This is a genomic window from Methylophaga sp. UBA2496, from assembly GCF_002341635.1.
Taxonomy (GTDB): domain Bacteria; phylum Pseudomonadota; class Gammaproteobacteria; order Nitrosococcales; family Methylophagaceae; genus Methylophaga.
Window position 1 is genome coordinate 13402 of record NZ_DDOK01000003.1, and the last position, 18356, is coordinate 31757.

An 18356-nucleotide genomic window follows, 5' to 3' on the forward strand; every position below is an offset into this window, starting at 1 on the left:
CCTTTTTAATTTCATAAAAAGGACAGGGGATCACGCCATTTGCATTGATCTAGCAAGAAGGTGTTGCCGCCTGTCCCTACGCCAGTATTACCTGGATCAGGTTCATCGGGTCTCCACCAAACTGGTGAATCTCAGGCCTTGCGACCACCCCGAGGCTTGTATTAGCAAGTAGAGTAAATATACAGAAAAATATGCTTTTTTCCCATCATTAATATTTTCTATCACATACAAAAAAGGCATCCGAAGATGCCTTAAATGTTCAAGTGATGAATAACTTAGTTTTCGATTTTAGCTTTCAAAGTATCCAGACCTGAACGGAAAATGCCCTGAATGGCATTGGTTGCCGTTTCGTCATTCAGCTCTTTAGGTTCATGATGATTGCCGGTATAACCACGGAAAAATTTGGCTAACCAGATGACCTTGGTTTGATCGCCTTCTGCTTCAACCGTCACCCAGGCTTTGTATTTGCTGACCGGAACCGCAGGGATATCATGCATTTCACCTTCGATATCCACTTGACCCACAGAGCTCATTTCATTGATTTCATACATAAAGCTCTTGGTTTCTTCATCAAACTTTTTCAACGTTTCAGTGATGGTGGAATCATTTTTCAACGTTAGAATGCGAGTGGCACCCACTTCATTTCCACCTTGCGCGTCGGTAGAAATAATGGCCGGGTGCCATTTATGCAGACTGTCAAAATCTTTAACCATTTCCCAGACGATGTCAGCATCAGCATTAATCAGCACTGTTTCTTCAACTTGTAAACGTGAAGCACCATGGGCAAATACTAATGCTGGCAATAGGAACAAGCCTGTTAAAAGGCCTTTTAATACAGCTTTCATTATATTTCCTTCTTATATTTCATTTGAAATGCTAAAAATCAGCCCAAATAAACTACCATTACATTCCAAAATGCCAAAGGGAAAATTTCACAATGCAATGGCGTTCCGGATCGTGTCACGTTGTAAATGTGGGGCAAAAAACTCAATAAAAGCATAGCTGTAACCACGAAGGTAGCTGCCTTTGCGTATCCCCATATGGGTTGTACTTGGTTTAAATAAACCACTGGCATCCATTGCCTGCAATGGCGCATCTTTTACAGGATCAAATGCCATGCTGGCTATAATGCCTATGCCAAGACCGAGTTCCACGTAGGTCTTGATAACATCGGCATCAGTTGCGGTGAAGACGACATTGGGCTTTAGGCCGCGTTCAATAAAAGATTGGTCCTGCTGAGCACGTCCGGTAAACCCCATCACATAAGTCAGGATGGGATATTGCGAAATAGCTTCAAGCGTTAGTTTTTTTTCCTTTAAAAGTGGATGACCGGGTGGTGTAATGACGGTTCGATTCCATTCATAGCATGGCAGAATTGCCAGATTATCAAATTTGGACAACCCTTCTGTTGCGATCGCTAAATCAACTTTTCCGGTGGCTGCCATCTCTGCTACTTCGGGAGGAGTGCCTTGCACCATATTCAAATGAACATCTGGATATTGTTCTGAAAAAGCTTTGATTGCTTTTGGCAGGGCATAGCGTGCCTGAGTATGCGTGGTGCCGATTGAAAGTGTGCCCTTTTTTTCATGACGACTGTCTGCGGCTTGTTCTCGTAAATTGTCGACTTCCTGTAATACTCGCTCAGCCATGGCTATCACGGATTCACCCAGAGGGGTAATGGCGGATAAGCGTTTTCCATGTCGTTCGAAAATTAATAAACCTAGTTCATCTTCCAGCAATTGTATCTGATTACTGACACCTGGCTGAGAAGCATGAAGCGCTTGTGCTGCGGCGGATATGCTGAGGCCCCGGCGCGCGACTTCGCGAACATATTTGAGTTGCTGCAACTTCATGGTTTATCCGATTTAGTTATTAGAAAAGGTAAAGATATAAAAAAAATAGATAAAAAATCAATCAACACATTTCTGGGTAATGTCACATTTCAATGATCGGCACACCCCGTTGCGGTAAGTGCAAAGGGACTGTGCGTTGGAAATCACTGTTTTGCGTTTCAGCTTCGTTTTCGGTGCTTAAAAAATGTTGTGAATCATCTGGTGACAAAGCGATATATTCACAGCCATCTGCAGTACACATTCTGAGCGCCAGAGTTAATGGATCAGCCGTCAGATTACGCTCATTGTCGAGAGTGTAAGGAATATGTGGGATCTCGAATTGTAACGGCTGGCGCGAACCGCTGGAATTAACCGGATTTATAAATACTGCAGTAATAAGCGCAGAACATACTGCTGTTATAACTAACAAAATTCGATAAGTTGTCATTTTCAGCCTCTCATCCTAGAGTGGATTTGGAGTTAGAGCATCGGTTAAATACCGTGAAAGAAATGTGAACAGTAAACAGTCTCTATCGCAAGAGGTTAAGGCTGTGTTAACGCTGCGATAATTCAACCTTTAGCCATAGAAGTCTTTATATATTAATTTTTTATATAGATAAAAAATAATATTCATTGATTGAATATTGCCAGATGGTAAACTTGCCGCAATGAAGCAGGTTAGAAGGTTAAATTAATAGATGGAATGGGGTTTTCTACTGGCAGGCCTCGGTGTAGGTATTATGGTCGGTATGACAGGAGTCGGTGGAGGGTCTTTAATGACACCCATTCTGATTTTTGGTTTTGGTATTCAGCCTGCCGTTGCAGTAGGAACGGATCTGTTGTTTGCCGCGGTGACCAAGGCGGGAGGGATCTGGGCGTACTGGCGACACGGTGTAGTGCATTGGCGTGTAGTTTGGCGTCTTGCAGCGGGCAGTCTGCCGGCGACACTGTTAACGTTATGGTTTCTCAGTGCAACGGGTGTGCATGAAGGAAAGCATAATGAGCTAATTACCATTGCACTGGGGGTGGCGTTGATTTTGACTTCCAGTGCCCTGCTTTTGAAAGACTGGCTGGCTGGTATTCTGAAAGCGCGAAAAGGGCACCCCTTTGTAAATTACCTTTACCGGTTACGCCAGGATGAAACCATAAAAGCGCCAGCTACGGTTATTGTCGGGGCTTTATTGGGGGTGATGGTGACACTCTCTTCAGTGGGAGCTGGAGCGTTGGGAGCTGTCGTTTTATTGTTTCTGTATCCGCGAATGCGTGGTGTGGAAATTGTGGCAACCGATATTGCTCATGCTGTACCACTGACAGCCGTAGCCGGACTGGGGCACTCCGCAGTGGGTACCGTTGATTGGTCACTGTTATCTTATTTGCTGATGGGATCATTGCCCGGTATATATATTGGTTCTCACTTGGGGATACGGATTTCAGACAAGATTTTACGGCCATTACTCGCCGTCATTTTACTGATGGTGGGTATTAAATGTTTACTGTAAAACATAAATAAATGAATAAAAAAGTAATTCGACATGACAGATATTAGTGAAAAACTTCAACTGAAAATTGATACAGCAAAACAACTGCTGGAGCAGATAGTGACGGACTATAGTCCTGCGGTATTAGCGACCAGTTATGGTGCCGAGGATATGGTGCTGATGGATATGATTGCTAAATTCGCACCAGAAATCGGTATTTTTACGCTAGATACCGGTCGACTGCCCAAGGAAACCTATGATTTAATGCAGCAGGCTAAAAAGCATTATCAGCTTGAGGTTGAGGTTTATTATCCGGATGCATTGAGCCTTCAACAATTTGTCACACACAATGGCCCGAATGCCTTTTATGACAGTGTTGACTTACGCAAACAATGCTGTGGTATCCGGAAAGTAGCACCATTAAACCGTGCTTTAACCGGCAAAAAAGCCTGGCTGACAGGCATGCGCCGATCACAGTCGGTGACGCGAAATGAACTGCCGGTATCTGAATGGGATGCTGATCATGAGTTGCAAAAATTCAGTCCACTGACGGACTGGTCCAATGGCGAAGTATGGAAATATATCCGCGCCTTTGATGTTCCTTTTAATGAACTGCACAACCAGGGCTACGCCAGTATTGGCTGTGCGCCATGCACCAGAGCGATTACCCCGGGTGAAGATATTCGGGCGGGCCGCTGGTGGTGGGAAAACCCGGAAACCAAAGAATGTGGCTTACACGTAAAGGGTAGGGTCTGATGCTCTTTCATAGCCGCCTCTGTTGTGACTGAAAATACACCAATCAAGGCGCGAGGAGAGCAGTTTAGTTATTCTAAATAAACGACTAGTAACGCGGAGTGGTGTATTTTCAGCCACAACCCGCAGGGCTGGGACTATTTTTCCGCCTCACGGCGTTGGAAATGACTTATGTAGAGCAACTACATCGCATCATTTCCGCCTTGTGAGACAAAAAAATAGCCTCCAGCAGTGGTGGCTCTGAAAGAGCAACAGAACCTAAGTAACAGAGAAAATTATGACTGAAAAACAACTGACGCACTTAAAACAACTCGAAGCTGAAAGTATTCACATCATGCGTGAAGTGGCCGCTGAGTTTGAAAATCCGGTTATGCTGTATTCGATTGGTAAGGATTCCGCTGTCATGCTGCATCTGGCAATGAAAGCATTTTACCCGGGCAAACCACCATTTCCATTAATGCATATCGATACTACCTGGAAATTTCAGGAGATGGTCAGATTTCGTGACCAACGCGCCAAAGACTTGGGGCTGGAGCTCATTGTTCACACCAATCAGGAAGGCGTTGAAGCCGGCATTAATCCTTTTGACCATCCCCGTTATACCGACATTATGAAAACCGATGCGTTGAAACAGGCTCTGAGTAAACATGGCTTTGATGCGGCATTTGGTGGTGCCCGCCGTGATGAAGAAAAGTCCCGTGCCAAGGAGCGGGTGTATTCCTTCCGTGATAAAAATCATCGCTGGGATCCTAAGGCCCAGCGCCCTGAGTTATGGAATATTTATAACAGCAGAGTGAACAAGGGTGAAAGTATTCGTGTTTTCCCGCTATCGAACTGGACAGAATTGGATATCTGGCAATATATCTATCTGGAGCAAATCCCGATTGTGCCGCTGTACTATGCCGCTGAGCGTCCGGTTGTTAACTACAATGGTCTGACCATCATGGTTGATGATGACCGTATGCGTATCCCGGAAGGTGAGAAAATCCGTATGGAAAAAGTCCGTTTCCGTACCCTGGGCTGTTATCCACTGACCGGTGCGGTGAAATCGGATGCCGATACCTTGCCAGAAATCATTCAGGAAATGCTTTTGACAACGACTTCTGAACGTCAGGGGCGTGCCATCGATCACGATGAAGCTGGCTCGATGGAGAAAAAGAAACAGGAAGGTTATTTCTAAAATTCAGGACGAGAGCGTGATTCAAATCTCTCATCCGGCAGCAAAAAGAATTGAATACGATGCTCAAATTGCTGGGCATCTTGACCCGTTAAAGATAATTAAACCAGGCACTCAACATGACATACGAAACTGATGCGCTGATTGCGACCGATATCGAAGCCTATCTCAAGCAACACGAAAACAAGGAACTGCTGCGTTTTCTGACCTGCGGTAATGTGGATGATGGAAAAAGTACGCTGATTGGACGACTGTTACATGATTCCAAAATGATCTATGAAGATCAGTTGGAAGCGGTGACCCGCGATAGTGTGAAATCCGGAACCACAGGAAATCAGGTGGATCTGGCGTTACTGGTTGATGGGTTGCAGGCGGAACGTGAGCAGGGTATTACCATTGACGTAGCGTATCGTTATTTCTCCACCACCAAACGTAAATTTATCATTGCTGATACGCCAGGTCATGAACAGTACACCCGTAACATGGCCACCGGTGCATCAACCTGTCAGCTGGCGGTTATTCTGATTGATGCTCGTTACGGAATGCAGACACAAACCCGCCGCCATAGTTTTATTGCTTCATTACTGGGTATCAAGCACATTATTGTTGCCATTAATAAAATGGATTTGATGGATTTCAGCGAACAGGTCTTTAATGATATTCGTAAAGCCTACAGCGAATTTGCCCGTGAACTGGAAATCGAAGATATTCACTTTGTACCGATGTCTGCCTTGAACGGCGATAATGTGGTGAACAGAAGTGAAAACATGCCCTGGTATCAGGGCAGCACAATGATGGAGCTGTTGGAAAACATCGAGATTGGGAAGGATGCCAATACCGAAGACGCCCGTTTCCCGGTGCAATACGTTAACCGCCCGAACCTGAATTTCCGCGGCTACTGCGGCACATTATCTGCGGGTATTCTGAAGCCGGGGGATGAAATTACCGTTTTGCCTTCAGGCAAAGAAAGCAAAGTCAAAGCACTGGTAACCTATGATGGTGAGCTGGATCATGCCGTTCCGGGTGAATCGATAACCGTTACCCTGCAGGATGAAGTGGATGTAAGCCGTGGCGATATGATTGTGCATCGGGATCATCAGCCACATGTGTCCAGCCGTTTTAAAGCCATGGTGGTATGGATGACAGAGCAACCGCTGGTGGCAAACAAACAATACAACATCAAGGTTGGCGTTTCTGACAGTACAGGTGTAATGACTCAGGTTGATCATCAGGTTGATGTGAATACATTGGCCCATAACGTTGTGACAGAACTGAAACTGAACGAAATCGGTTTATGTGAATTTTCATTAAATAAACCAGTTGTGTTTGATGCTTATAAGCGTAATCGCACTACCGGTGCTTTTATCGTGATTGATCGTCTGACTAATGTCACCATTGGTGCGGGCATGATTACCGAAGCGATTACCGGTATGATAAATGAAGATACAACAACTCATGTTTCTGCATTTGAAGTCGAATTAAATGCATTAATCCGAAAACATTTCCCTCATTGGGATGCTAAGGATATCAGTGATTTACTGAAGTAAATCTAAATAAATCAGGCCGTGTTCGCGGCCTGATTTTACCATCCGGTTTTCACTCGATAACTTTTCGAGATTCCATTCTTATTTCATTAAATCTTGTGAATGCTTTGCTTTATGTTATTGAGGCAATACTGCTGTTTTGTCATCTTATTGAAAGCTGTTAGGGTAAATTTTAAAAATTTAGCGAATTATGTGAACCGGTTTGAGTAGCGGACAATGATTTAGGTTACATTCTGCGAAACCGGGATGGTGAATAATGAAAGAACAAGCAGATTTTAGAAAGATTGGTTGTGGCGAGTGTTTCAACAGCGGTTTACTTGGATTTGATTTTTCCATGGCTTTCCAGCCGATTGTGAATACAAACAGCCGAACGGTGTATGCGCAGGAAGCACTTGTTCGGGGGGTGGATGGGCAAGGTGCGGCCCATGTTTTTGATAATGTAAATCAGAGTAACCGCTATCGTTTTGATCAGGCCTGTCGGGTTAAAGCGATTAAACTTGCTGCAGAACTTAACATCGATTCTAAACTCAGCATCAACTTTATGCCCAATGCAGTGTACAAACCTGAGTTGTGTATCAGGACGACACTCGAGGCTGCTGAAATCTATAACTTCCCGATTGAACGCATTATTTTCGAAGTGACTGAAGGTGAGCAGATTACTGACCATGTTCACTTGCAGGACATTATTCAGTCTTATCAGCAGCAGGGATTTTCAACTGCCATAGATGATTTTGGGGCTGGCTATGCGGGGTTGAACCTGCTGGCAAATATGCAGACTGATTTAGTAAAATTGGATATGGCGTTAATACGCAATATCCATAATGATAAAGTCAGGCAGTCCATTACGCGAGGCATCATCGCTTTCTGTAATGATTTGGATATTACCGTGATAGCCGAAGGTATCGAATCTGCAGATGAACTTTATGTTTTACAGGAGATGGGGATTGAGTTGTTTCAGGGATTTTATTTTGCCAAACCAAGTTTTGAGTCTTTGGCAACAGTCTCATCCGATTGGTGGCGCTGATAACGCTTGATGCCAGAGCTGTTGTTTGGTTTCAAATTTCATAGCGGCATGCGCCGGGCTGGTTGAGGGTAGCCTTTGGTAGTTTAATAATATGTCGGCGGCTTCCAACTGTTTTATTACATAACGTTTGAATACCTGTTCCGCTTTGCCACCATTAAAAAAGATCTGTCTTATTGACGGATGACGCTGCAGTAACTCCACAAAATCATTGGCAACCATCGATTCCGTTTCAATATGCTGATCCAGACTTCCCGGGCGGCGGCAGCTTTTCAATACATCCCATACGGCAATCCGTTTTTGTATTAATAAATCACAGCGTTGTGGGTAGTCCAACTTAACAGATTGCCCAAAAAATGACGTTATGATTGGCCAGAAAGCATTGCGTGGATGGGCGTAATAACGTTGTTGTTTTAATGATTCAATACCAGGCATGGAACCGAGAATCAAAATCCGTGGTTCATGGCCAACGATGGGTGGAAAGCTGGATGCGGGTTGCAGTGTGAGTTTATCTTTCATAACCGTATCAGCCTGAGTTGAAATATCTCTCTCATCAACAGCATTACTGATAGAGTCTGCCCTGATGCCTTATCCAGCCATGAGGATGACGGTTGGCTGGATCATGATGCGTCCAGTGGATTAAGCCACCTTTATCATTCCAGATATATTCACCATAAACACGGACATCATCGCCTTCTTTAATCTCATTAATTCTGGGTGCCAAATCGATATTGTGAACGATTAATAAGGTCTGCCCGCTGGCCAGTTCAATAATAAACCGTTGATGACGACTGCCTTTATTATCATCTGCTAACAGCCTGGTAACGGTTCCGGCCACCTCGATTTGAACATCACTTTGCCGCTGTTCAAATAATTGTTCAACACTTCCAGCAGGAGAGATTTGATTACGTTGTGGCTCAGGCTCATAAAAGCTTCCCAGAAAGATCAAAATGGCAAAGCCGAACAGGATCCAGATACGCTGTTTCATACGTTTTGTATTAGCCATGTTCAATTCGCTCCGCAAGCATTTCAATCCAATGATTCACAGGACGACTCGGTGTTGAAAGGTATAGCTGACAACCAATATTGGCCGTAACAATTTTATCCGGTTGTGATGCTTCCAAAGCCGACAATTTCTGTAAACGTAACGACTGGGATAATTTGGGCTGCAATAACGAATAACTGCCTGCTGAGCCGCAGCAGATATGTGCATCATTGATAACCGGAGTGGTGAATCCAAGTTGTTGCAAAATCGTTTCCACGAGTCCTGTTAGTTGCTGCCCATGCTGTAACGAACAGGGAGATTGAAACGCAATAGTGCTGCCAACGCCCAGATTTTGCCATACAGATAAATCTTCAGCAGCAATCACTTCAGCGATATCTTTGCTGAGTTCGCTGACTTTGGCAGCTTTTTCTGCATAGACTTTGTCATTTCGCAGCAAATAGCCATAGTCTTTTACTGTACTTCCGCAACCACTGGCGGTCATCACTATCGCTTCACAGCCATGTTCAATAAACGGCCACCAGGCATCAATATTCTGTTTCATTTGATTGGATGCTTTTTCTTCCGCGGACAGATGCTGTGCCAATGCACCACAGCAACCCGCTTTGGGTGCTTCCAGCAGACTAATCTGCAGTTTATCTAAAACGTTTGCTGCGGCCTGATTGGTATTCGGACTACTGACCGATTGCACACAACCGGCTAAAACCAGCATAAAGCGTTGGTGAGTTTGCTGGATGAGCGGTCTGGTTTTTTGTACAGGTATTAATCTGGCTTTTACGCTTTGTGGGAGTAGTGGTTTGAACAGATTGGCCGTCTTTAACAATGGGCGAAATGTGGCGGGATAAGGTACAGTCTGAAGCAATAATTTTCTTATCAGGCGATCTACAAAAGGTCTGTTGACCAATGTGTCCACTTCCATGCGACCAATATCCGCCAACTTGGCAAACTCCACTCCTGAAGGGCAGGTTGATTCACAGGCGCGACAGGTGAGACATTGATCCAGATGAACTTGTGTTTCTCGTGTTGGCGATACCCCCTCAAACACCTGTTTTATCAGGTAAATTCGGCCACGAGGACCATCGCGCTCATCACCCAGTAACTGATAGGTAGGGCAGGTAGCATTGCAAAATCCACAATGCACACAGTTGCGGATAATCGATTCAGCAGTCAGGCCTTTTTCAGTATTGGCGTATTTTGCTGCGAGTCTGGTTTGCATAATTAAAACTCTGGATAAAGCTGGCCGCGGTTGAATATACCGTGCGGATCAAAGCTTTGTTTCAATTGTTGATGCAATCGTTTTAAGCCACTGTTTAATGGTTGCCGACGTATTTCTGTTAATTTTGCGGTACGAAACAGTTGCGCATGGCCATGATGGCGGGCAGCTAATGTGAAGATTTTTTCAGCACTTTCATCGGTTTTCACCCAGCGCAAACCGCCTGCCCAATCGACTAGCTGTTTACCTGAAATGGGTAAATTGACTGTGGCGGGTGGTACTGAAACTCTCCATAAAGGTATTTCACCATCAAAGAAATGATATTGTTGTTCATTGACCAGAGTCCAGAACACATCCGCCTTATGATGTTCACCACCGAGCTTCTGTCGGGCTGCACGTACAGCGGCTTCAGCGCCTGCCAGCCGAATATGCACAGCTTTACCATCATAAGCCAGTCCTGAGAGTGGCAGATTTTGCGCAGCCAGCGTTTGCATCATTCGTAATGCATCCTGCGTATCGCGCGACTGTGATAGATAACATTCGCTGGCGGGAATCGGCAGAACTTTAAGACTGATTTCCAGTAATACACCTAAACTGCCCATGGCTCCGACCATGAGTCTTGAGACATCATAGCCCGCTACATTTTTCATCACCTGTCCGCCAAACTGCATTATCTGGCCTTTGCCATTGATGATCCGGCAACCAAGCACATAATCACGGGCGCTGCCGGTGAACGGCCTGATGGAACCTGATAATCCCGTCGCGATGGCGCCACCCAGCGTGGCATCGTCGCCGAAATGCGGTGGGTCAAATGGCAGGCGTTGATTGTGTTCTGCCAGTGTACTCTGCAAGTCATTGAGTTTAGTCCCGGCATAAGCGGTAACAACCAACTCGGTTGGTTGGTAATTTACGATGCCTTGATGTGCTTGCAATGACAACGTTTCGCCAGGTTTTGCGTGATACAGAAATGACTTGGTATTTCCACCTCGAAGATTAACTGGCTGTTGAGTTTCAACGGCCGTTAATATCTGCTGTTGAATAGTTTTACTTATATCTGCCATCAGAAACGCTCTAATTCCGGATGGGGAAGCTCACCATGATGCACATGCATTGCGCCCAGTTCAGCACAGCGATGCAGGGTCGGGACAGCTTTTCCCGGATTCAGAATACCCTGCGGATCAAAGGCTGCTTTTACCGAATGAAACTGTGCCAGTTCATCCGTAGCAAATTGATTGCACATCTGATCGATTTTTTCGATGCCAACGCCGTGCTCGCCGGTAATACTGCCACCTGCCTGAACGCACAATTTAAGTATATCTGCACCGAAATGTTCTGCTTTAACCAATTCCCCAGCGTTATTAGCATCATAAAGAATCAATGGATGCAAATTGCCATCCCCCGCATGAAATACATTAGCGACCGCCAATTCGTGATGTCTGGATAAGCGCTGAATTTCCTGCAGCACTGCAGCTAAATGTTGTTTGGGAATGGTGCCATCCATACAGTAATAATCCGGTGAAAGTCGACCAACCGCAGGAAATGCCGCTTTGCGTCCGGCCCAGAACAAATTCCGCTGCTGCTCAGACTCTGCTGTCGCAAAGCTGATCGGATCACTGTTTTCCAGAACGTGATGAACCTTCATAATATGCTCTGAAACTTCTTCATTATTGCCATCAATTTCACATAGTAAGATGGCTTCAGCCTCCAGTGGATAGCCTGCATGAACGAAGGCTTCAGCAGCCTGAATGGCCAGTTTGTCCATCATTTCCAGACCCGCCGGAATAATCCCTGCGGCAATAATATCGGCAACGGCGCGGCCGGCTTTGGCTACATCATCAAAGGCGGCCAGGATCACTTGGGTACGTTCAGGTTTAGGCAACAGCTTTACCGTGACTTCAACAATAATACCCAGTAACCCCTCCGAACCCGTCATTAGCGCCAGTAAGTCAAAACCCGCACTGTCATAAGCCTGTGAACCGATGGTGAGCAGTTCCCCATCAGCCATGACTACTTTGAGCTCCAGAATGTTATGCACCGTTAAACCATATTTCAGGCAATGTACGCCACCGGAATTTTCGGCGACATTGCCTCCGATAGTACAGGCAATCTGTGAGGATGGATCCGGGGCGTAATACAAACCGTACTGGGCCACTGCTTCTGAAATTGCCAGGTTACGCACGCCGGGTTGCACCCGGACACTGCGGTTTGGAATATCTATTGATAAAATTTGATTGAACTTGGCCAGATTGAGCAGAATACCTTCTTCATGAGGCATTGCGCCGCCAGATAATCCGGTACCTGCGCCACGGGCAACCAGAGGAATCTGCTGCTGGTTACAGAGCTTACAGATAGCCTGAATTTGCTCAATGGTATCCGGCAATACCGTCAATAAAGGTAATTGCCGATAAGCAGATAGTCCATCGCATTCAAAAGGTTTTTGGGATTCTTTGCTGGAAAGAATCGCTGATTCCGGCAGAATGGCTTGCAACGCTGCAATTAATTGCATTTTTTTCATTTGCGTAATATGGCATATTTCAAATCATGTGACATCTTCACATAATAATTATTGTTAGTTAGCTGAGGACGATGCCGGTTGCCGCGAATTCCGTGTCTGCAGAAGTTCTGAGGCATTTCATCCGCAGATTCCTGTTGATGAAATAGCGACTGGATTTAATGAGCTTTAGACAGATTTTTAAGTGTTTAATAATATTGATATAGCCATTTATAATTTCCTGTTATAAGCCGTCATCGTTATAATATGCGGTTCCATTGAAACCGTTTAGAGACCATAAATGTATCAATACGATAAGTATGATCAAACGATGATTGATCAGCGAGTAGCGCAATTCCGTGATCAGACACGTCGTTTCCTTGCTGGTGAATTAACCGAAGAACAATTCCGCCCACTGCGGCTGATGAATGGCTTATACATTCAGATCCATGCGCCGATGCTCCGTGTTGCAGTACCTTACGGGATGATGTCATCCCGCCAGGTTCGTAAAATTGCTGAAGTTGCACGTCGGTACGATAAAGGTTTTGTCCATTTCACCACGCGGCAGAATTTCCAAATGAACTGGCCCAAACTGGAGGATGTACCGGATATTCTGGCCGAATTGGCCAGCGTGCAAATGCATGCGATTCAAAGCAGTGGTAACTGCATTCGTAACACCACTTCAGATCAGCTGGCTGGTGTTAATGCCAATGAAATTGAAGACCCACGGCCCTGGGCTGAGATCATTCGTCAGTGGTCAACATTCCATCCGGAATTTGCCTACTTACCACGCAAATTCAAAATTGCCGTTGTGGGATCCCATGAAGATCGCGCGGCAACCAAGTTGCATGATATCGGCTTGCATCTGGTGAAAAATCACGAAGGTGACGTCGGTTTTGAAGTGCTGGTGGGTGGTGGTTTGGGTCGTACCCCAATCATTGGTGAACAGATTCGTCCTTTCCTGGAAAAACAGGATTTGTTGTCCTATCTTGAAGCGATTCTGCGTGTCTATAACCGTTTGGGTCGCCGTGATAACAAATATAAAGCACGTATCAAAATTACCGTTCGTGAACACGGTATCAACCATATCCGTGAACTGGTTGAAGCGGAGTGGGTACATATCCGTGACCAGTTGAAACTGGATAAAAAAGAAGTCGAACGGGTAAAACAGTATTTCACCGAGCCTGCTTATGAATTGGATGCAGCTGATTCAGACAGCAGTTATGCGGATCTGTTAGCACAGGACAAGGAATTTGCACTTTGGGTCAAGCAAAATACTGCGGACCATAAAGTTTCAGGCTACCGTGCAGTCTATGTTTCGTTGAAAAAACCGGGCCAGGCACCTGGGGATATTACCTCTGAACAGCTTGAAGTCGTCGCAGACCTGGCGGATGAATTCAGTTTTGGCGAAGTGCGCTCCACCCATACACAAAACCTGGTTTATACCGATGTAAAACAAGCGGATTTGTATGCCCTGTGGTTACGTTTGAATGCAGAAAATCTGGCCACACCTAATATCAATACCCTGACAGATATTATCTGCTGTCCCGGTCTGGATTACTGTGGTCTGGCCAATGCCACATCCATCCCATTATCCAAAGGTATTGCCCAACGGTTCGATGATTTGGATTACCTGCATGATCTGGGCGATATCAAAATCAAATTTTCAGGCTGTATGAATGGCTGTGCCCATCAGAGCGTCGGGCATATCGGTATTCTGGGCGTCGATAAAAAAGGTGAGGAGTGGTATCAATTTACTCTGGGCGGCAGTTCCGAGGCTGATGCTTCGCTTGGTGAGCGTCTTGGTCGGGCTATTCCAAAAGATGAGGTGGTCGATACGGTAGCGCACTTACTGGATGCCTATATCGATTTACGCTATGAAGATGAGAGTTTCCTCGCGACTGTACGCCGGATTGGCGTAGATCCATTCAAGGAGCGTGTTTATGCAGCAGATCATTAAAGATCGCGAGATCGTTGAAGACAACTGGCAGCATCTGGATGATGAGGCGGCTCTGGTTGCTGGAAATATTACGGTTTCAATAACACGTTGGCAGGAACAGCACGAGACATTAAGTCATCACGAAGGTGGCTTGGGCATTCGTTTATCCGGGGATGATCCATTAGAGGAAATCGTTCCGGATTTAGGCCGCTTTCAACTCGTTGTATTGTTATTTCCGGCATTTACAGACGGACGTTGTTACTCCTATGCCCGTTTGTTGCGTGACCGGTATAACTTTAAAGGTGAAATCCGCGCTCAGGGTGATGTGTTATACGACCAGCTGTTTTACATGTCGCAGTGCGGTATCAATAGTTTTGAACTGGCAAACCCGAATCGGCTGACACAAGCTCTAGCCGCATTTGATGATTTCAGTGAAAGCTATCAGGCAACAGTATTAAGGCCTGAACCATTGTTTCGTCGCCGTTAATTCACCAGCAAAATGGCAGTTTATGCAATTGGTGATGTTCAGGGGTGTTTCGACGAGCTGATCAAGTTACTCGAAACACTCCAATTTGATCCTCAGTGGGATCAGATATGGCTTGCCGGAGATCTGGTTAACCGTGGACCAAAATCATTAGATACCCTGCGTTTTGTTCGCAACCTGGGTGAGCAGACAGCTAAAGTTGTGCTGGGGAATCATGATCTGCATATGCTGGCGCATGCTGCCGGCATCGTTGAGTACAGTCATCGACTGGATACGATTGATTCAGTGCTGAATGCTGAAGATCGGGATGAACTGGTCTACTGGTTACGACATCAGCCTTTGTTTTACCACGATAGTGAATTACAGTTTTCGATGGTTCATGCCGGATTACCACCCGAATGGAGCATTGATGAAGCGCTAGCCAGAGCAGCTGAAGTGGAGTCAGTGCTTCAATCTGATAACTGGCGTGATTTCTTCAAGCATATGTACGGTAATAAACCCAAACGCTGGTCTGCTGACTTAACCGGCTGGGATCGATTACGCTTTATTACCAACTGTTTCACCCGCTTACGTTATTGTCATGAAGATGGCAGTCTGGCACTGAAATTCAAAGGTGCACCTGAAGATAAACCGGCTGAGCAGAAACCCTGGTTCATGATGCCTAATCGCGCCAGCGTCAATGACAGGATTGTATTTGGTCATTGGTCGCAATTAGGAACAGGCCAGTATGACAACGTCTTTTCATTGGACAGTGGGGCGGTGTGGGGAGAGCAGTTGACGGCAGTACGCATTGATCAAACGCCTTACCAATGGACAGTGGTTGAAGCCGATCCGGATGGTTTGCCGCATGCACGCAATAAAACGGCTGCAGAAAAGCAACGCTGGCTGTAACTGACTGTTAGGCATTCATTTTTAAACACAGTACAATACCTTTTTTATCTCTAATGGACATTTCTGAAATATGAGCAATATCAAAACCTTTTCAGGTGACTTTTCCGCAAAAGGCATACGAGTAGGTATCGTTGCTGGCCGTTTCAATGACTTTATCGTTGATAATCTGATTGCAGGTGCAGTCGATACTTTATTACGTCACGGAGCAGCGGAAAAAGATATTGAAATCGCCCGTGTTCCAGGCGCAGTAGAAATTCCATTAGCCGTACAACGTATGGGCAAAACTGAAAAATACGATGCCATCATTGCCTTAGGCGCGGTTATTCGTGGTGGTACACCACATTTTGAATTTGTCGCAGGTGAGTGTTCGAAAGGCCTGGGTCAGCTGACATTGCAACTGGATATTCCGATTGCCTTTGGTGTGTTGACGGTGGATACAATTGAACAGGCGATTGAGCGTGCAGGTACTAAAGCTGGCAATAAAGGGGCTGAAGCGGCAATGAGCACTATCGAAATGGTTAATGTATTACGTCAAATCGGAGATGCCAAGTAAATGGCTGGTGGACTGCCCCGGACCCAGGCTAGACGTGCTGCTGTGCAAGCGCTTTATCAATCACTTGTCAACAATCAGGCGCCTGAAAAAGACACGATGGATTTTGTTATGGCCGAGTACGCCAATAAAATCGACAAAAACTATTTTCAAGTGCTGGTTGACGGCGTGACCAAAGAAATTGATACCATTGATGCTGAACTGGCTCATGCGGTGGATAGAAGTTTATCCGCTGTGGATCCTGTTGAGGTTTCGGTCTTGCGTTTGGCTGTTTTTGAATATATGCACCGTCCGGATATCCCTTATCGGGTGGTATTGAATGAAGCTGTAGAGCTCGCCAAGTCCTTTGGTGGAGAACAAGGCCATAAGTATGTTAATGGTGTTCTGGATAAAATGGGTGCTCGTCTGCGCCAGGCAGAATACCAGGCCGCCAAGGTCTCTCGAGCCCAGAAAAAATCGAATTGATTCTCAGCCCCGAAAAGATGCAACCATCCTGACGGGGCTTTTTTAAATGAATTTATCACCCGAATTTTCACTTATCCACCACTATTTCAATACGTTAACTGCGGAGCGTGATGATGTAGTAGTCGGTATTGGAGATGATTGCGCTGTTTTATACACTCCTGCAAATACGTTGACGGCAGTTTCCATTGATACCTTGGTGCAAGGTACACATTTTTTTGCCGATGTTGATCCCTATCGATTAGGCATTAAAGCGCTGGCGGTCAATCTCAGTGATCTTGCTGCAATGGGTGCGGAGCCGGCATGGTTTACTCTCGCTCTGACGTTGACGGAGATAAACGACAAGTGGCTTAAACAGTTTTCAGCCGGTTTAGCTGAAATCGCTAAACAGCATCGAATTCAATTGGTTGGTGGTGATACGACACGAGGACCGTTATCCATCACCATTCAGGTGCATGGTCATCTTCAGGCTGAAAATATGCTTCGGCGTAATGCCGCTAAACCGGCTGATTTGATATGTGTTACAGGCTGTCTTGGTGATGCCGCTGCCGCTTTACAATATAAGTTAGGGCAGTTAGATAAATCAGCGTTAAGCGATACAGATATCGAATATCTGTTGCAGCGACTGGAAATGCCGACCCCACGAAATCAAATCGGTCAGCAACTGGCTGGTCAGGCACATGCAGCCATTGATATTTCGGATGGTTTATTAGCTGACTTAACTCATATCCTTAACGCCAGTAATAAAGGGGCAAAGCTGGATTTATCGGCTTTACCGTTTTCTGCTGTGTTGCAAAAATTACCCCTGGAACTTGCTACACAACTGGCGTTGACCGGTGGCGACGATTACGAATTATGTTTTACCGCAACTGCAGACAAAGTGGCGGGGCTCAAACAACAGTTTCCGAACCTGATCCATGTGATTGGTGAAATCACAGACGATACCGGCATTTATTATCAAGGCGAGCAGGGTCACTGGAAGCCATTCTTAAATATCAGGGCAGGTTATGACCACTTCTCCAAATAAGGTTACATTGCTGGATTTGCTTAAACGACCGGCATGCTTACTTGCCTATGGGTTTGGAAGCGGATTATCCCCGAAAGCGCCTGGTACGATGGGCACAATAGCCGCATTACCAATCTATTGGCTGATCCACGATGTCGGGATGCTGAGTTACTTACTCATCACTTTCATCGCATTTTTTGCCGGGATCTGGATTTGTCAGCAAGCTGTTAACTGGTTGAAACAGGACGATCCCTCTGCCGTGGTTTGGGATGAGATTGTCGGTTATCTGATCACAATGATTGCTGCCCCGGCCGGTTGGCAGTGGATGCTTTTGGGATTTGTGTTATTCAGATTATTTGATATCTGGAAGCCATGGCCGATTTCATTGGCCGACCGCAAGTTACATGGTGGTTTTGGCATTATGCTGGATGATGTAATCGCCGGAGTTTTTGCCGCGATGGTATTACAGCTTTGTCATTATTTGCTCTGAAACTGCTAAGGGCAGTCTCAGA

At 45.6% G+C, this 18356-nt stretch carries 20 protein-coding genes and 1 riboswitch; of the genes, 12 read left to right on the forward strand and 8 right to left on the reverse strand.

Annotation, left to right across the window (positions count from 1 at the left end; translation table 11 throughout):
* Positions 1-55 precede the first annotated feature (55 nt).
* Positions 56-162: riboswitch (TPP riboswitch) on the reverse strand.
* 113 nt (positions 163-275) lie between these two features.
* The 3 genes from B2W60_RS00830 to B2W60_RS00840 form a co-directional block, all read right to left on the reverse strand.
* Complete coding sequence (locus B2W60_RS00830; protein WP_292361838.1) at positions 276-845, reverse strand: SRPBCC family protein; 570 nt, start codon at positions 843-845, stop codon at positions 276-278.
* An 87-nt stretch (positions 846-932) separates the two neighbouring features.
* Positions 933-1853 carry an HTH-type transcriptional regulator CysB gene (gene cysB / locus B2W60_RS00835; protein WP_292361839.1) on the reverse strand — a complete coding sequence of 307 codons (921 nt, stop codon included), beginning with the start codon at positions 1851-1853 and terminating at the stop codon, positions 933-935.
* An 82-nt stretch (positions 1854-1935) separates the two neighbouring features.
* Complete coding sequence (locus B2W60_RS00840; RefSeq protein ID WP_292361840.1) at positions 1936-2280, reverse strand: hypothetical protein; 345 nt, start codon at positions 2278-2280, stop codon at positions 1936-1938.
* A 250-nt stretch (positions 2281-2530) separates the two neighbouring features.
* Here B2W60_RS00840 and B2W60_RS00845 point away from each other — a divergent pair, with 250 nt between their 5' ends.
* From B2W60_RS00845 to B2W60_RS00865, 5 genes are all read left to right on the forward strand, one after another.
* Positions 2531-3331 carry a sulfite exporter TauE/SafE family protein gene (locus B2W60_RS00845; RefSeq protein WP_292361841.1) on the forward strand — a complete coding sequence of 267 codons (801 nt, stop codon included), beginning with the start codon at positions 2531-2533 and terminating at the stop codon, positions 3329-3331.
* 33 nt (positions 3332-3364) lie between these two features.
* Positions 3365-4066, forward strand: a complete 702-nt coding sequence (locus B2W60_RS00850; protein WP_292361842.1) for a phosphoadenylyl-sulfate reductase — start codon at positions 3365-3367, stop codon at positions 4064-4066.
* Positions 4067-4340: 274 nt separating this feature from the next.
* Entirely contained in the window at positions 4341-5243 is a 903-nt protein-coding gene (cysD, locus tag B2W60_RS00855; RefSeq protein WP_292361843.1) for a sulfate adenylyltransferase subunit CysD, read from the forward strand.
* A gap of 116 nt (positions 5244-5359) precedes the next feature.
* Positions 5360-6787 carry a sulfate adenylyltransferase subunit CysN gene (gene cysN, locus B2W60_RS00860; RefSeq protein ID WP_292361844.1) on the forward strand — a complete coding sequence of 476 codons (1428 nt, stop codon included), beginning with the start codon at positions 5360-5362 and terminating at the stop codon, positions 6785-6787.
* A 253-nt stretch (positions 6788-7040) separates the two neighbouring features.
* A complete protein-coding gene (locus tag B2W60_RS00865) occupies positions 7041-7808 on the forward strand; it encodes an EAL domain-containing protein (protein ID WP_292361845.1) in 768 nt (255 codons plus the stop codon).
* On the opposite strand, the gene B2W60_RS00870 is transcribed toward B2W60_RS00865, so the two are convergent.
* Genes B2W60_RS00870 through B2W60_RS00890 form a run of 5 tightly spaced genes read right to left on the reverse strand, consistent with a single transcriptional unit; the run spans position 7788 to position 12527 of the window.
* On the reverse strand, positions 7788-8324 hold the full coding sequence (locus tag B2W60_RS00870; protein WP_292361846.1) for a DNA-deoxyinosine glycosylase: 537 nt from the start codon (positions 8322-8324) through the stop codon (positions 7788-7790). The genes B2W60_RS00865 and B2W60_RS00870 overlap by 21 nt on opposite strands.
* 43 nt (positions 8325-8367) lie before the next feature.
* A complete protein-coding gene (locus tag B2W60_RS00875) occupies positions 8368-8811 on the reverse strand; it encodes a DUF3465 domain-containing protein (protein WP_292361847.1) in 444 nt (147 codons plus the stop codon).
* Positions 8804-10024, reverse strand: a complete 1221-nt coding sequence (gene glcF, locus B2W60_RS00880) for a glycolate oxidase subunit GlcF (protein WP_292361848.1) — start codon at positions 10022-10024, stop codon at positions 8804-8806. The genes B2W60_RS00875 and glcF overlap by 8 nt, the downstream gene beginning before the upstream one ends.
* A 2-nt stretch (positions 10025-10026) precedes the next feature.
* Entirely contained in the window at positions 10027-11082 is a 1056-nt protein-coding gene (glcE, locus tag B2W60_RS00885) for a glycolate oxidase subunit GlcE (protein WP_292361849.1), read from the reverse strand.
* Positions 11082-12527, reverse strand: a complete 1446-nt coding sequence (locus tag B2W60_RS00890) for an FAD-linked oxidase C-terminal domain-containing protein (protein WP_292361850.1) — start codon at positions 12525-12527, stop codon at positions 11082-11084. Before B2W60_RS00890 ends, glcE begins: the two co-directional genes overlap by 1 nt.
* Before the next feature lie 286 nt (positions 12528-12813).
* Between B2W60_RS00890 and B2W60_RS00895 the strand changes: the two genes are divergently transcribed.
* From B2W60_RS00895 to B2W60_RS00925, 7 genes are all read left to right on the forward strand, one after another.
* On the forward strand, positions 12814-14472 hold the full coding sequence (locus B2W60_RS00895; protein WP_292361851.1) for a nitrite/sulfite reductase: 1659 nt from the start codon (positions 12814-12816) through the stop codon (positions 14470-14472).
* On the forward strand, positions 14456-14938 hold the full coding sequence (locus B2W60_RS00900; protein WP_292361852.1) for a DUF934 domain-containing protein: 483 nt from the start codon (positions 14456-14458) through the stop codon (positions 14936-14938). The genes B2W60_RS00895 and B2W60_RS00900 overlap by 17 nt, the downstream gene beginning before the upstream one ends.
* Before the next feature lie 12 nt (positions 14939-14950).
* Positions 14951-15826, forward strand: a complete 876-nt coding sequence (locus tag B2W60_RS00905; protein ID WP_292361853.1) for a symmetrical bis(5'-nucleosyl)-tetraphosphatase — start codon at positions 14951-14953, stop codon at positions 15824-15826.
* Positions 15827-15896: 70 nt separating this feature from the next.
* Positions 15897-16379 (forward strand): 6,7-dimethyl-8-ribityllumazine synthase, encoded by a 483-nt coding sequence (ribE, locus tag B2W60_RS00910; RefSeq protein WP_292361854.1) that lies wholly within the window; start codon positions 15897-15899, stop codon positions 16377-16379.
* Positions 16380-16841: a transcription antitermination factor NusB gene (gene nusB, locus B2W60_RS00915; protein WP_292361855.1), complete on the forward strand. Its 462-nt coding sequence runs from the start codon at positions 16380-16382 to the stop codon at positions 16839-16841.
* 46 nt (positions 16842-16887) lie between these two features.
* On the forward strand, positions 16888-17865 hold the full coding sequence (gene thiL, locus B2W60_RS00920) for a thiamine-phosphate kinase (RefSeq protein ID WP_292361856.1): 978 nt from the start codon (positions 16888-16890) through the stop codon (positions 17863-17865).
* Positions 17846-18334: a phosphatidylglycerophosphatase A family protein gene (locus B2W60_RS00925; protein WP_292361857.1), complete on the forward strand. Its 489-nt coding sequence runs from the start codon at positions 17846-17848 to the stop codon at positions 18332-18334. Before thiL ends, B2W60_RS00925 begins: the two co-directional genes overlap by 20 nt.
* Positions 18335-18356 lie beyond the last annotated feature (22 nt).

What these genes read in the sequence shown, in the direction of transcription:
- nusB (WP_292361855.1), top strand. Translation starts at nt 16,380, where the DNA reads ATGGCTGGTGGACTGCCCCGGACCCAGGCTAGACGTGCTGCTGTGCAA.
- thiL (WP_292361856.1), top strand. Translation starts at nt 16,888, where the DNA reads ATGAATTTATCACCCGAATTTTCACTTATCCACCACTATTTCAATACG.
- B2W60_RS00905 (WP_292361853.1), top strand. Translation starts at nt 14,951, where the DNA reads ATGGCAGTTTATGCAATTGGTGATGTTCAGGGGTGTTTCGACGAGCTG.
- B2W60_RS00895 (WP_292361851.1), top strand. Translation starts at nt 12,814, where the DNA reads ATGTATCAATACGATAAGTATGATCAAACGATGATTGATCAGCGAGTA.
- glcE (WP_292361849.1), bottom strand. Translation starts at nt 11,082, where the DNA reads ATGGCAGATATAAGTAAAACTATTCAACAGCAGATATTAACGGCCGTT.
- B2W60_RS00850 (WP_292361842.1), top strand. Translation starts at nt 3,365, where the DNA reads ATGACAGATATTAGTGAAAAACTTCAACTGAAAATTGATACAGCAAAA.
- ribE (WP_292361854.1), top strand. Translation starts at nt 15,897, where the DNA reads ATGAGCAATATCAAAACCTTTTCAGGTGACTTTTCCGCAAAAGGCATA.
- B2W60_RS00870 (WP_292361846.1), bottom strand. Translation starts at nt 8,324, where the DNA reads ATGAAAGATAAACTCACACTGCAACCCGCATCCAGCTTTCCACCCATC.
- B2W60_RS00900 (WP_292361852.1), top strand. Translation starts at nt 14,456, where the DNA reads ATGCAGCAGATCATTAAAGATCGCGAGATCGTTGAAGACAACTGGCAG.
- cysN (WP_292361844.1), top strand. Translation starts at nt 5,360, where the DNA reads ATGACATACGAAACTGATGCGCTGATTGCGACCGATATCGAAGCCTAT.
- B2W60_RS00845 (WP_292361841.1), top strand. Translation starts at nt 2,531, where the DNA reads ATGGAATGGGGTTTTCTACTGGCAGGCCTCGGTGTAGGTATTATGGTC.
- B2W60_RS00830 (WP_292361838.1), bottom strand. Translation starts at nt 845, where the DNA reads ATGAAAGCTGTATTAAAAGGCCTTTTAACAGGCTTGTTCCTATTGCCA.
- B2W60_RS00840 (WP_292361840.1), bottom strand. Translation starts at nt 2,280, where the DNA reads ATGACAACTTATCGAATTTTGTTAGTTATAACAGCAGTATGTTCTGCG.
- B2W60_RS00925 (WP_292361857.1), top strand. Translation starts at nt 17,846, where the DNA reads ATGACCACTTCTCCAAATAAGGTTACATTGCTGGATTTGCTTAAACGA.
- cysD (WP_292361843.1), top strand. Translation starts at nt 4,341, where the DNA reads ATGACTGAAAAACAACTGACGCACTTAAAACAACTCGAAGCTGAAAGT.
- B2W60_RS00865 (WP_292361845.1), top strand. Translation starts at nt 7,041, where the DNA reads ATGAAAGAACAAGCAGATTTTAGAAAGATTGGTTGTGGCGAGTGTTTC.
- glcF (WP_292361848.1), bottom strand. Translation starts at nt 10,024, where the DNA reads ATGCAAACCAGACTCGCAGCAAAATACGCCAATACTGAAAAAGGCCTG.
- B2W60_RS00890 (WP_292361850.1), bottom strand. Translation starts at nt 12,527, where the DNA reads ATGCAATTAATTGCAGCGTTGCAAGCCATTCTGCCGGAATCAGCGATT.
- B2W60_RS00875 (WP_292361847.1), bottom strand. Translation starts at nt 8,811, where the DNA reads ATGGCTAATACAAAACGTATGAAACAGCGTATCTGGATCCTGTTCGGC.
- cysB (WP_292361839.1), bottom strand. Translation starts at nt 1,853, where the DNA reads ATGAAGTTGCAGCAACTCAAATATGTTCGCGAAGTCGCGCGCCGGGGC.